This window comes from Vibrio sp. Isolate34 (assembly GCF_022397915.1).
Classification (GTDB): domain Bacteria; phylum Pseudomonadota; class Gammaproteobacteria; order Enterobacterales; family Vibrionaceae; genus Vibrio.
In genome coordinates, this window is sequence record NZ_JAKEUO010000013.1 from 115,520 (window position 1) to 129,512 (window position 13,993).

Annotated in this window: 11 protein-coding genes; 2 read left to right on the forward strand and 9 right to left on the reverse strand. The window is 44.6% G+C overall.

The window, feature by feature from the left end:
- Positions 1 to 141: 141 nt before the first annotated feature.
- A complete protein-coding gene (gene glgB / locus L1D22_RS14915; protein WP_239830373.1) occupies positions 142 to 2,325 on the forward strand; it encodes a 1,4-alpha-glucan branching protein GlgB in 2,184 nt (727 codons plus the stop codon).
- A gap of 71 nt (positions 2,326 to 2,396) precedes the next feature.
- On the opposite strand, the gene L1D22_RS14920 is transcribed toward glgB, so the two are convergent.
- The 6 genes from L1D22_RS14920 to L1D22_RS14945 form a co-directional block, all read right to left on the reverse strand.
- Positions 2,397 to 2,867, reverse strand: a complete 471-nt coding sequence (locus L1D22_RS14920) for a TetR/AcrR family transcriptional regulator (protein WP_239830374.1) — start codon at positions 2,865 to 2,867, stop codon at positions 2,397 to 2,399.
- Between the two features lie 218 nt (positions 2,868 to 3,085).
- The gene (locus L1D22_RS14925; protein WP_239830375.1) at positions 3,086 to 3,925 is read right to left on the reverse strand and encodes an energy-coupling factor transporter transmembrane component T; all 840 of its coding nucleotides are present in this window, start codon (positions 3,923 to 3,925) and stop codon (positions 3,086 to 3,088) included.
- A complete protein-coding gene (locus tag L1D22_RS14930) occupies positions 3,922 to 5,616 on the reverse strand; it encodes an ABC transporter ATP-binding protein (protein WP_239830376.1) in 1,695 nt (564 codons plus the stop codon). Before L1D22_RS14930 ends, L1D22_RS14925 begins: the two co-directional genes overlap by 4 nt.
- A gap of 6 nt (positions 5,617 to 5,622) precedes the next feature.
- Complete coding sequence (locus tag L1D22_RS14935) at positions 5,623 to 6,171, reverse strand: ECF-type riboflavin transporter substrate-binding protein (RefSeq protein WP_048662433.1); 549 nt, start codon at positions 6,169 to 6,171, stop codon at positions 5,623 to 5,625.
- A gap of 320 nt (positions 6,172 to 6,491) precedes the next feature.
- Complete coding sequence (locus tag L1D22_RS14940; protein WP_239830377.1) at positions 6,492 to 7,622, reverse strand: HlyD family secretion protein; 1,131 nt, start codon at positions 7,620 to 7,622, stop codon at positions 6,492 to 6,494.
- Entirely contained in the window at positions 7,622 to 8,017 is a 396-nt protein-coding gene (locus tag L1D22_RS14945; protein WP_239830378.1) for a DUF3302 domain-containing protein, read from the reverse strand. Before L1D22_RS14945 ends, L1D22_RS14940 begins: the two co-directional genes overlap by 1 nt.
- Positions 8,018 to 8,267: 250 nt before the next feature.
- Here L1D22_RS14945 and L1D22_RS14950 point away from each other — a divergent pair, with 250 nt between their 5' ends.
- Positions 8,268 to 9,170 carry a DMT family transporter gene (locus L1D22_RS14950; RefSeq protein ID WP_239830379.1) on the forward strand — a complete coding sequence of 301 codons (903 nt, stop codon included), beginning with the start codon at positions 8,268 to 8,270 and terminating at the stop codon, positions 9,168 to 9,170.
- 92 nt (positions 9,171 to 9,262) lie between these two features.
- Here L1D22_RS14950 and L1D22_RS14955 read toward each other — a convergent pair whose 3' ends face one another.
- The 3 genes from L1D22_RS14955 to L1D22_RS14965 all read right to left on the reverse strand — a co-directional run bounded on the left by L1D22_RS14955 (position 9,263) and on the right by L1D22_RS14965 (position 13,968).
- Positions 9,263 to 10,843: a GGDEF domain-containing protein gene (locus tag L1D22_RS14955; RefSeq protein ID WP_239830380.1), complete on the reverse strand. Its 1,581-nt coding sequence runs from the start codon at positions 10,841 to 10,843 to the stop codon at positions 9,263 to 9,265.
- Positions 10,843 to 12,312: a hypothetical protein gene (locus L1D22_RS14960; protein ID WP_239830381.1), complete on the reverse strand. Its 1,470-nt coding sequence runs from the start codon at positions 12,310 to 12,312 to the stop codon at positions 10,843 to 10,845. The genes L1D22_RS14955 and L1D22_RS14960 overlap by 1 nt, the downstream gene beginning before the upstream one ends.
- Positions 12,313 to 12,498: 186 nt before the next feature.
- Positions 12,499 to 13,968, reverse strand: a complete 1,470-nt coding sequence (locus L1D22_RS14965; protein WP_239830382.1) for a lactate dehydrogenase — start codon at positions 13,966 to 13,968, stop codon at positions 12,499 to 12,501.
- Positions 13,969 to 13,993 lie beyond the last annotated feature (25 nt).

Sequence of the window (13,993 nt, forward strand, 5' to 3'; positions counted from 1 at the left end):
GCTTACGGCATACGAAACTACAACCTTGGTCACTCAATAATGAATGCTCATCTGGTAGAATAAATCGTCGTTATATTGCCCGCACTAATAGCGGGCATTTTTGTATTATATTTTTTGGATGTTTGGTTAGGGAGAAACGTTTTGGAACTAAGTTCGATTTCAAAGCAAAAACAAATATATACCCAACTATCACAGGCTTGTTTCACTGACCCATTTGCGTTTTTAGGTCCATACCTACCTTCAGAGCAAGGTGCATTACGTGTATGGATCCCAGGGGCAGATAAAGTCGAGTTGATTGTTGGAAAGGAACCTCGTATTGAGTTAGAGCGAGAGGATGAAAGTGGATTCATTCTTAAGCAAGAAAGAGACTTGCGTTTTACTCACTATAAGCTCGCAGTTGATTGGGCGGGAGTAGAGCAGATCATCGATGATCCTTACCAGTATCATGATCTGTACGCGAGCTATGAAGATCTTCATACACCGAAAGATATGTACCATCACATGGGGGCTCAGTTTATTACGCTAGAGCGTGATGGACAGACGATTTCAGGTACTCGTTTCTTGGTGTATGCACCGCACGCAACAGCGGCAAGCTTGGTGGGTAACTTCAACTCTTGGGATGGTCGCCGCCACCCAATGCAACGTCTAGATTACGGTATGTGGGGCCTATTCATTCCTGAACTGAAAGAGGGCGCTCAATACAAGTTTGAATTAAAAGGACCGGATGGCGAAGGCTTACCGCATAAAGCTGACCCATGGGGTTTCTACTCCGAGCAATACCCATCATTTTCTTCTGTGACTTACGATCACGCTCGTTATGAGTGGCAAGATGCCAAATGGCAAAATCGCCCAGTGACAGAGAAGCGTAAGGAAGCACTGTCGTTCTATGAATTACATGCTGGTTCTTGGAAGCGCAATGCTGAAGGTGATTTTCTAAACTACCGCGAGTTAGCAGAAGAGCTGATCCCGTACCTCACCGAGCTTGGTTACACTCACGTCGAGTTGATGCCAGTTTCAGAACACCCTTTCTATGGTTCATGGGGCTACCAGCCAGTTGGTCTTTTCGCACCAACGAGCCGCTTTGGTTCTCCGGATGATTTCAAATACTTTGTCGACCAATGTCACCAAGCTGGTCTAGGTGTTGTACTTGACTGGGTTCCAGCACACTTCCCAAGTGATGATCACGGCTTGGCTAACTTCGATGGTACACCGCTGTTCCACGACCCAGATCCACGTCGTGGTTGGCACCAAGACTGGAACTCGTACATCTATGACTTAGGTCGCGAACACGTACGTCGTTTCTTAGTGGCAAACGCGCTGTACTGGTTCGAGCAATTCCATATTGATGGTATTCGTGTGGATGCGGTAGCTTCAATGCTGTACCTCGATTACTCGCGCAGCCATGATCAGTGGATTCCAAACGTGGATGGTGGCAACGAAAACTACGATGCTATCGCTACCCTTAAGTGGATGAACGAAGAAGTGTACAAGCACTTCCCGAATGCAATGACAATTGCGGAAGAGTCGACGGCTTTCCCTGGCGTTTCAGCGCCAACCTTTATGGGCGGTTTAGGCTTCGGCTTTAAGTGGAACATGGGTTGGATGCACGATAGCTTGTCTTACATTCAAGAAGACCCAATCAACCGTAAATATCACCACGATACGATTACCTTCCCGCTGGTTTATGCACACAGTGAGAACTACGTATTGTCTCTGTCTCATGATGAGGTGGTTTACGGTAAAGGTTCTATCCATAGCAAGATGCCGGGCGATGAGTGGCAGCAAACCGCTAACCTACGCGCTTACATGGGTTACATGTATGCACAACCGGGTAAGAAGTTGAACTTCATGGGGGCTGAATTTGGTCAAACGGCTGAATGGAACCATGACGACCAACTGCAATGGTTCTTGTTAGATTATGAGCGTCATCAAGGTGTTCAGCGTTTAACCAAAGACCTGAATAATCTGTACCGTTCAGAAGCAGCAATGCACGATCTTGATTTTGACCCGAAAGGCTTTGAATGGCGCCTTCAAGATTCAGCAGAAGCGAGTATCCTAGCGCACGAACGTATCAGTGAATCTGGTGAGCGTATATTAGTGGTATCTAACTTTACGCCAGTTCCTCACGAGCACTTTCGTTTAGGTGTGCCAGTACAAGGTGAGTACTCACTATTGTTGAATACAGACTCGACTGACTACGCCGGTAGTGGTTTTGAAGTGAAGCAGACTGCGGAGATCGAATCAGTAGAAAGCGAAGGTCTGGATACATCGATTGAGTTGCGTTTACCGCCGCTATCAACAGTCTTCTATAAACTGAATTCGTAATATAATTCACGTAGTAGAAAGTATAAAAAGGGAACCTTATGGTTCCCTTTTTCTATTTGAGAGTATCTCGTTTAGTGCTGCTTGAAGTTCGTAAGGTAAAGCATAGAACGTCCTACCACGGTTTCAATAATCCTAATTGAGTCAGTCCCAAAGCTCTCAAGCATCTTCTCACGAAAGTGACCATCTGAACTGACATTAAATTCTTCAGGGCTTTTAACCTGAGATGCATGGAAAAACATGAGTTTAATAACGTATCGGAACTGTTCATCTTCTAGAGCATCTTGCCAAGACTGTACAAACGCGACTTCTGACGAGAAGTCCAAGCTTTCGATAACAATCGATAACATGTGTTTGTGAAGCACTGATCGGATAGCGCGGGTCGATGAATAATAGCCCTGAAGCGTCGTTAAACTAATGCCAATTTCTTGAGCAATCCTTGCATAAGTTAGTGCTTCATGTCCTTCAGCCAGAAAAAGGTTTAGTACGATTTCATCGTAGTGTTTTTGGTTTTCTAGTTTCTGTACTTGAGTAATTCGAGCCATTACAAACCTCTATTGAGTGTAACATTCTGTAAAGTATATTAAGAGTTTCTGATAGAGATCTCAAACCCTAGACGTGAAAAGTACGTCAGTTTATCGTCAAAAGTCGATAAAAATAGATCGTTCGCTTGAATTTCAAGCGGCTCTGAGCCCATATAAAAACACCGCTCTATTGAGCTGTGTGTTATTTTAAGCTGTTGTTTATACGTGGTAAATAAGAACTAGAATGGATACCAAAATAATTCAGGCTCAACAATACGTTTTGCGATGGATAATATCACTATCAAGGCAATGACCACCAAGCACATAAAGTCGACTCGTTTGAGAGGAGCATAGCTGTACCAAGTGCGAGACTTATGTCGTCCGAAACCACGCAGTGTCATCGCATTTGAGATCTCATCTGCTCGATCCAAGCTTGAAAAAATCAATGGCCCTAACACTTTTGCAACATTTTTGATGCGGGTAATGAGTGGTGCCTTCTTGGATAGTTCTACACCACGAGCCTGTTGGGCGTGCATGATATTGACGAAATCTTTCTTAACTTCTGGCAAGTAACGTAGCGTTAAGCTCACCGCATAAGCAATCTTGTAAGGAACTCCGATACGGTTGAGGCTCGCTGCGAACTCAGTTGGGTGCGTTGTGAAGACAAAGATCAGCGCTATCGGGAACATGCTCATGTATTTGAGCGTCACGGTCACTAAGTAAAACAGTGTCTCTTGGCTCAATGAGTAATTGCCAGGAAGCGTCAATAATAGCGTTTCACTGCCGATGAGTTCGGGACCTTGTTGTGGAGCCAGTAAATACATAAATAAGGCATTTAGGCTCAGAACACTTGCAGTACCAATCAATAGCGGCTTGTAAACACGTACTGGAACTTGAGTCAGCTTTAATAGATATAAGCCAGTCAGGATCAAAACAACGATGAGTCTGAGATCGAACGTTGTAAGGACAACGGTTACCCAAGCCAAAAACAACGCAAACTTGGTGATGCCATTGAGAGCGTGTAGCGGTGATTTGGTATCAATGTAATTGATGCCGAATTTTACTTTTGATGCATTCATTGAGTGCTTCTCTCGTAGTCGATGAAGTACTGCATAAATGCATTGGTGTCGTCGATTTTCATCATGGTCGCGAGTTCATAAATGCTGGTGGTACAAAGATTTGCACGTTCTAATAGCGATGGTTGACTGAATACTTCCGTCATCGCGGCATTGGCAATCAGCTTGCTGTCTGCAATCACGATTGAACGTGTGGTGTACTCGAGAACGAGGTGCATGTCGTGTGAGATGATCACAACGGTGATGCCTAGGTCGCGGTTGAGTTTTTGAATGAACGCCAGCATCGATGTGTAGTTACGGTAGTCTTGACCCGCCGTTGGCTCATCTAAGATCAGAAGCTCCGGTTCTAAAACTAAGATAGACGCTATTGTTACGCGCTTTTTCTGACCGTAGCTCAGTGCTTCGATTGGCCAGTGGCGGAACTTACTCAAGCCACAAAGCTCAAGAACGTTTTCTACTTTGTTTTTGATTTCGTCTTCTGTAACACCACGGTTACGAAGGCCAAATGCAACCTCATCAAAAATCATATGATGTGAGATCATATGGTTCGGGTTCTGCATGACCACACCGACTTTCTGACTTCTTTCGAAGATAGAAAGCTCAGACAAGTCTTCGCCGTTCAGGTACGAAGAGCCAGAATCCGCGTCAATCACACCCATGATAATCTTGGTGATGGTCGATTTACCCGAGCCGTTCTTACCCAATATTGAAACAAACTCACCCTTGCCAATCTTAAAGCTGACATCTTCGAGTGCGTTTTTTTCACCGTCGTAAGAGTAAGTCAGGCCATGCACTTCGAGCAAAGGCTGATACTGTTTTTCAGCAACGGCAGTAGGGCGTTCAGCAAACCAAGCTTGAACCGCTGGACGGAACCTTTTGTAGTCCAAAGCTTTGAGGTTGGACAGCTTGTCTTCACTTGTTAAAGGCGCTTTGGCTGCTTTAAGTGCTGATAGGTAAAGTGGTTCACGAATACCGTGTGTCTCAAGCAGTTCAGAAGCCAAGATTTCATCGGGTGTCATGTCTGCAACGATTTCGCCGCGTTCCATTAAGATCACACGATCAATATCGCGATGTAGAACATCCTCAAGGCGGTGTTCGATAATCACGATAGTTTTGTTGGTTTCTTTATGCAGTTGGTCGATGATCTCAATCGTTGCCTTGCCCGTCTTAGGGTCAAGGCTGGCCAGAGGCTCATCAAACAGCAAGATATCAACGTCATCAACTAAGATACCCGCTAACGATACTCGTTGTTTTTGACCACCAGAAAGGTCGTGCGGAGAGCGATCGAGCATACCCGCCAAGTCGACCATTTTTGCTGTCGACTTAACAAGAGGATACATATCGATGTTCGACATCAACTGGTTTTCCAATGCGAATGCGATGTCTTCGCCGATACTTAAGCCGACAAATTGGCTGTCAGTATCTTGCAATACCGTGCCGACTTGCTCGGTATAGTCGTGCATTGAAAACTCAGAGATGTTCTTGCCGTTGATCTCTAAAGAACCGGAAACCTCACCTTTAATCGCGTGAGGGATCAGACCGTTAAGACATTGACCTAGCGTAGATTTACCACTACCACTTGGTCCAATAATGACGATTTTCTCTCCTTTCTCTATCCTTAGATTGATATTTTTTAGCGTCGGTTTATCCAGCGATTCATATCTAAAAGAGAAGTTCGAAAATGCTATAGTCATTATCGCTTATGCCTCAGTCAGGTTGCGGCTTTGTTTGTTACGCTTAGCGACTGATTTTAGGATCAGGAAGCCAACAACAGCGATCAGAACGGTATTACCCGCTGCGATGATAGACAGTTGAGTGAAGACTTTAGTAAACGGTTCTGCGTATAAGATGGTATCTAGGAATGCAGAACAGCCGTAGCCGACAACATTACCTGCAAGAGCAAGCACGACAAATAGTGCAAAATCTTTCATTGGCAGTTCGCCTTGTTGAAGACGGTTTTTAGTCATCATAGGAAATAGACCAATAACCATGCCCACGATACCTGAGCCCAATACCCAAGTTAGCCATACGCCCCAGCCTGCGAACAAGTCTGTTACCCAGTGGCCAATGAAGCCTACCAAGAAGCCTACAATTGGGCCGAACAAAACAGAAAACAGTGCTAGAACTGCCATTGCTGGTTTCAATGTCGTGTTCGCAAACACTGGGACACCAAACATAGGTAAACCACCAATGCCGTACAGTGCCGCGCCAATGGCGATAACGACGACTGTTTTAGCTGAAAAGTTCATAGATAACCTCGAATACTGAAAGATAAAACATGATAAAGAACGAATATTCGCCATTATTAATATGCGTCTCAATGAGAACGTTTTTTGGGCAAATATAAAAAATAAGGCGCGCATTATACAGTAGAACCCTTCCATAAGGGAAGGTAAGTGTCTAGATGTCTAAAATTCCATCTGAACACCTAGATATGATGAAAAATACGCAAATTTACGGTTAATCAAACAACAAAAAAGCCAGAGCGGGTCTGGCTTTTTCATTCATATTAACAATGTGTTAAGCGGGTTCGTCAAATATCTACGACCGTTTAGTGGTCTAGATATCGTTAGTGGTCTAGATATAGATAGTTCTGCCAACTCTTCATACGAATAAGCACTTTACGCATAATAGACACATGAGTGAAACTGTCAGAATAAACAGCAACTTCAACTGCGGTACCCATAGGTAAATGGTAATCAGACAAATCATCAGTAATGCTCAGTTTAACAAACACACGACCACTGGTACGTAATGCGTCAGTACCTAGAAGCGCGCCTCTAGCTTGGAATTGGCTCTCACCAATAGCTGGAATCACTTCATCAATACGTCCTTTGAATATTTTTCCTGGCAGTGCTCTAAATAGGAACTCAGCTTCGTAACCCGGTTGCAGGCGTTGTAGAGAGTTTTGTCTGAACGCAGCGGTATAGAACTGCTCCTCTGTGTGAACAAACGTCATTACCGGAGCTAAAGGAAGTGGCACAGCCATTACACCTGGACGTAATGCTAGCTGAGTAACGTATCCATCAGTAGGAGCTCGAACAACGGTTTGCTCTAAATCAAACTGAGCTTTACGTAATTCGGCCAATAAGCTCAATACTGCGGTGTTCTCGCCACCGATTTCAGAATCTAGGGCAATTTTTGCTTGTTCTAGATTGGCATCTGCCACTTTCACGGCGGCTTCTGATGCCTTGTAAGCTTGTCTACGAGTATCTAATTGTTGCTCGGTAAAGGCTCCGCTGTCATAACCGCGCTTGTAACGAGAGAATTCACGTTGGGCTTTATCTCTCTCTGCGATGGCTTTGATTTTTGCAGCCTCAGCTTCAGTCACTTCAGATTCCATTCCAAGAGCACCTTGGCTTGCTTCCTTTACCTTAGCTTCTAATCTTGCAACTTCAGCTTCGAATGGAACTGGGTCGATTTTGAAAAGAATATCCCCTTGTTTCAGAGGTTTGTTTGCCTCTACGGGCACTTCGATAACTTTACCCCTAACGCCTGAAACGACTGGCGTTGTTGAGTAAACTTGGTTACCAATTTGCGTGAAAGGGTGGTTGTAGTTCATCAGCAGGATCAAAGTTCCTATGATGATAACACCACCAAGAACGGCGGTAGGTACTGTCCATTTATTTAGCGGGATATTGAACACCTTGAAAATGGTGATACAAAGTGCCGCATAGGTCATTATCAGCAGTAAATCCATTACTTAACCTCCTGATCTTGAGCGCTGTCTGTCTCTTTCTTTGGACTGTTTTGCTCAGTACTCGCCTGTTTGAGTTGTGCGATCTCTTCCTGCAGGGTACTCACTTGATCGATGAGAATATCGACGCGATGATGAATATCGTGTTGCTCTTCTTCGAGTTTAGCGAAGCCCCAACCGCGATCTTTGCGCCATAGCGTCGCCCAAATCCAAAGGAATGGCCAAATAGCGTGTAAGGTGAATAGGCTAACCCAGCCTGAGACATGGATAGCATCTTGATGAGGGTGATTGCGTTCTTTCGCAATTTCATAGGGAATATCGTGAATAACGATGATGCCGTAAAAGATGACTAATGCTACGAAAATCAGTAGACCGAGGGCAAAGTAGTCTAAAAACATAACAGATCCTTGTAATGTTAGATATGAGTTATAAATATACTACGCTATCATCCAAGTAATTGTTATCAAAATGATTTACCGAGTTACAAATAATGTGTTTTTGCTTCTAATGTGAACGATATTATTGTTCTATCTTATAAAATCGACATCCTGTTTGGAGAGGTTTCTTCTGGGCTCTTGTTTGGCATTCTAATAAAGTGATTTCTGGAGCAATGTAAGTGGATATACATAACCCCAAGGATGAATACAAATGTATATAGGTGAAATAGCGGCCATTGGCGCTGCGATTGTGTGGGCGTGTGCGACATGGATCTATGGACAATTTGGACATCGCTTCTCTGCGATGCAATTGAACATTGTTAAGGGTGTAGTGGCGTCAGGGATGATGTTGCTGATAATGCCTTTAATTCCGATGCCCGAATTCGAATTGAGTGCCAATCATTTTCTGATATTGGCAATTTCAGGTTTGATTGGCATTGCCATTGGAGACAGCGCTTATTTTGCAGCCTTGAAAAGAATTGGTGCGAACAAAACTTTGTTGCTTGAGTCTTTGGCGCCTCCGCTTTCCGGTGTATTAGCATTGATGCTCCTTGGTGCAGCCTTAACCTTACAAAGTTGGTTAGGCGTTGTCATCACAACGCTCGCGGTCACTTTTGTTGTGTTTCAACCCTCTAAATCGACCAATGGTGAATCTAATGACAAGACGCAGTGGAGTGGCATTGGTTATGGGCTTGTGGCGAGTGTATGTCAGGCTTCGGGTGTGGTTATTTCTCACTATGCGTTAGTCGCTGGTGATATCCAGCCATTGCTAGGCGCCTTGATTCGTCTAACGATTGGCGTGTTTGCAGTGATGCTGATAATCCCATTTATTGAGGAGAAGCCTTATGCCTCAATAAAAAGAGATTTATGGGAAATGACCAAGCTCGACAAACTCTGGCTTTTAGGGGCAATCTTTGTAGGAACGTTCCTCGCTCTATGGTTGCAGCAAGTAGCGTTGAAAAATGCTAACCCTGCGATTGCTCAAACATTGATAGCGACCAGTCCAGTGTTTATTTTGGTGATTTACGCGCTTAAAGGAGAGAAGGTGTCAAAGCAAAGTATCATCGGCACACTTGCTGCGTTGGGTGGAATATCTCTGTTTTTCTATCAATAGCTCTGGCTACTATCATTAGCTCACATTGGATCTGCCGCTATTGATGGTGAGTAAGTACAGAGCATGCGCTGTACATACTCTAATCTGGTTACCTACTCAGTGCACACCTGATTACGGCCGTTGGCTTTGGCTCGATATAGTGCTTTATCCGCTCGGTAGAATGTGCGCTGAGTATTCTCGCCCTCGCGGTGCAGAGTGATACCAATACTCACGGTCAAACCGCGCTCCCCAAGTATTTCATGCCATCCAAATTGGAAGATGCGCTCCCGATAATTTTCAGAGTGCATCTCTGCCTTAGCAAGATTGGTATTTTCTAGGATGACCAAGAATTCTTCGCCACCAAATCGGACACACGAAGCACCTTTAAACTTAAAGTATGAACGCAGCTCTTGAGACACACTGACAATCGCCTTATCGCCGACTAAATGGCTTAGCTCATCGTTAATCGATTTAAAGTGGTCAATGTCGACAACCATTAATGCAAACGAGGTCTCGTGTAATAGCATGTCTTTTAGTTTTACGTCCAACCATCGACGGTTATGTAAACCAGTCAGCGGGTCAGTGAACACATCTTGTTGTAGTTGAGCCACGGCATTTTTGTGTTGCTCTGTGGTCTCTTTTAGCTCTTTGTTCTCTTGTTCTGAGAGAATGAGTTTGAGTTGTAACTCAAAACGAGACAGTCGGCGTAGCTGGCTTGCACCGAGCTCACTGATCGGGATCTGCTTCATCAGATCGGTTTCAATTCGGTAGCCTTTTTTCTCATAGCTTAGCGCTTCTTGAAAACGCCCTTGATTCATACACACGTCACTCAGAGAGTCGTAGAATCGCTTTGCAAGTACAGGGGATGAATAAGCTTTTACCCGCTTGTTTGTGCTTGATAGAATCATGCTCGCGTAGTCTTGCTTGCCGGTTGCACTTAGGCAATGTGCTAGCTCTAGACGAGTCATGGTTGCGATCCAGCTTGCTTTAGTGCTGTTGGTTGGGTATTGAACCTTAGACAGACAGCGTAGCGCCTCATGGTATTTCTTCTTAGCGCGCAGCACCTTCGCTTGGTAAAGCAATATTTGAGCGGTAAGCAACTTATCACTCACCAAAATACTCAGTTCTTCGCACTCATTCAGTAAATCACTGGCTGCGGTAATTCGGTTGAGTAATAACAGGCTTGCCACCATGTGCAGCTTGAACTTGAGGCGAAGCGAGCGACTGCTTATCGCATGGTCGATGCTGTTGATTTTCTGGTAGTAGCGAAGGGCTCTGCCGTGATCACCGTAGGCATCACATAGGTTGCCCATACCTAAAATCGCCATGACGTATTCATCGATGTAACCGTGCTCTACAGCGATTGATGAAGAACTGACGAATTCATTGAGTGCTGATGTGTAATCACCAATTTCAACCAAGCGGTCACTTAAGCTGGTCTTGACTGTCAGAATGTCTTCTATATCAGCAGGTAAGTGGAGTAGGTCGAGTGCCAACCTTAGTTCTTCGATGCTGGTTTGATTCTGTTGTAACTCAGTGCGGTATTCCGAGCTGATGATGTAACAGTGCGCTTGTTCTGTTTTGGTCGTCGAAACGTGCTGACGAATGTGATCCCAGAATATGATCGCCTCTTCACCCGATACTGATGAAGGGTCCAAACCAGCGTCTGTGATCTTACTTAATAGCGTTTCCATTAATCAGTTACCTCGGCATCATCTTCTTCTAGTTGTTCAAGAGTGAACGGGAACGTCAAAATGTCATTGAGGCTGACAGTCGGTTTGGAACCTTTTAATCCCTTTCTATGCCATGGATAGATATCAAGCATGGTGCTCAGCGTTTGGAAGGTTTGTTCTGCGGCTTCGCCTTTCTCGGAAAGCATAAGCGCGACACGTTCAGAACTTAGCCTTGCGATGAAGTCATTCTGGTTACATAAAGCATGAGCAATCTCGGTACAGACATCTAAGTAATCAGTATCGACATGATGGAACATAATAATGCTGTGGTTTGAACGCTTAAGTTCTGTTTTGAAGAGCACTAGTTGCTCCCACCAAAATGTTTCTGAAACGACATAAGATAGGTGATTCTCTGGGTCGTACTCGTGTTGGCCACGAATACGGTTAATCAGTTTTCGCGCTCTCTGTTCTAGTTGGCGTTTTGAACTTCGCGCTTTATCTAGTCCCACACGTGTCGTTTGCTCTTTGAGCATGCCGATAGAATATTGACGATATTTTTTAAAGGCGACGAGTGCGGCTTGGAAGTCTTGGTTTTCTTCCGCAACCAAGGATTGTTGGTAACAGATTTGGCTCAGCAACTCCCCATTATCGAACTTGTTTGCGGATTGTTCTGCGAGCCTCAGTAATTCCGCCGCTTGTTCTGGCCTTTTTCTCAGGAGCTCCAATCTAGCTCGGCTGATGTATGAGTGCGCCTTCATCCATATTAGGTTGTGTTCAACTGCCAGATTGTGCGCTTTAGCAGTGGCGCGCTCTGCGTCATCTAAGCGCTCAAGACCAATTAGGGCAAGGCCTCGGAAGTCCCACACCTCAGCATGCCAAGTGTTATCTTTATGGTCTTTTAATGCTTCTTCTGCACCGTCTAATACCGATAGCATTTCAACATAGTTGTTGAGCAGGTAGTAATCCCACGCGAGCAGTATTCTGGCTTTACCCTCTAACCAACCAATGCGACTGTTGTTAGCCACTTTAACGGCAAGTTGGTGGGTCGAGCGGGCTAGTATATATTCATGGGTCATCCGCCAAATGTTGCCGAGACCGATGAGGCATTCGATCTGTATTTCGACTTCATCAACTAATGCTGACTGCTCTAAGGCATTGATCCAAAACTGTTGGGCGGAGTAATACTTGGCTTGTCCCCAGAACTGGAGCGCATGTAAGTGGAGGATTTCAGGGAGAAAAAGATCGGTGTCTAATCGGTTTTGCCGCTTGTAGGCTTCTTTGATGTATTTTAAACCTTTCTGGTAATCCATTAGGTTCCAACAACATCTTACCATTAACATCAGCGACTGGATCGCGCCCTCTTCAAACAGAACTTGCTCAGATCTGACGAGGCATTGTTGGGCAATCTCGAGGATCACCAATGGCTCAGAGTCAACACGAGTTTTGAGTTTTTCTAATTCTGTTTCAAGAAGGTACTGATTTTTGTCCAAGACTTAGATCCATGATTATCGAACATATTGATAACACAATCATTATAAGAGTGTAATTTGAGATAAGCACCAATTATCTTTCTTAGAGCGTCAAAGGAACATCGATCTTTTCTAATTATGGGTGTTACCTCATGTTGTTGCTTTAAAATCAATGAGTTCCCGAATAATTATCTAGAGGCTTTGTTGCTATGAAAGTAGTTGCTTTAGAGTTAATGGCTGCTCTGCTACGCCCAAGCGTTGCGCTGCCGTGAGCCCTTGCTTATCTTGGTAGCACAGATTGTGCCAAGCTCTAAATATGTCGAGCAATGGAAGAATGCCCCCAGGACGAAGTTTACGTCTGGGCTCATTGATGAAGCTATCAAATAACAGCTGAAAGCGCTGTTGATAGAACTTAGTTTGTTGAATTGAGGCCGTGTTAAACCACTGTTTTGGTTCTGGATTGTTACCCGTTAGGTAGCAGATGCCTTTCTGATTATCACCTTGGTTAGCAATAGCCCAACGATCTCGCCACCAACTCATATGAACGATGTCGATCTTTTCAAAACTTTGATCGTCTTGCCAGCCTGAATCTTCCTCTACATACATAAGGTCAATATTTTGACTCTGAATGCGCGGCAAACATACGCTTAAAGCGGCAGATCTTAGTAATGGATCTTGTGGCATATAGATCGCAACGTGCTTGTTCTCATCACACATATCAAGCACATGCAGGAAGTGAGCATAAGACGTATAAGGCGGTCGAATGAGCGCCCCTTTTGAAGGGTAGCTAAATGTCGTGAGATTCCCCATAGGGTCTTCAACATTCCCTCTTGCCAGAATCACTTGATATTGCTGTTCAATACGCTCTTTTAGTTTGTCTGACGGTTGAGGAAGCTCAAGGTTCGCTTCTGAAGAGTGCTCTTTGGATACAAAGCGCGCCACATCATCATAAGGGTTGTGATCTACATTCCCTGATGGGTCTTCATTTTGTGAGTAATTAACATGCTGGCAAAGGATATAGCCAGAATGAGCTTCACCGGTCGCTATCCAAACCACACCGTTGTTACTCTGTGGTTGTAAACGCTGATAATGGGAAGCGAATTGATAGTCTTTGGCATGATTAACCCATCGTGCATCGATCATCGCTAATTTGCGACGGCATCGGCTGGCGATATGGTCAACATGGTCATAGAAAGTTTTCGGGTTGATCTCTAATTTTCTGCAGATTTCACGTACGGAATAGCCCATGAACAATAAGCCCATGAGGTTCTCTTGAAACTGGAGTTTTTTATTGGATCCAGACCATTTATCAACGAAGGTTGATTGGCAGTCTTTGCATCGATAACGCTGCCTGTCGCCACTGTAACCGAAGGCATGATAAAGATGTTTGTGGGTATGAACCGATAAGCCGAAGTTACCGCAATCATCATTACGACAGGCAGGGAGCCCATCGCTGTGAAGTTGTCTTAGGCGATGAAGTTCGCTTAACACTTCACGATTGTTAAGTAAGGGGGGGAAAGCTCCACATTCACGACAAACCATCGCTGGACGCTTAGGGTTAGCGTGTTGCAAAACATACCGTTTTGCATCGCTCAAGCCAAAGTTGTCACACGCCAATGTTTTACAAAAGTTGAGTTGCAAACCATCCGCATCTTTTGGCAGCTTGTCGTTAGACACGATCTCCCCCTCGGGATTATTTGAG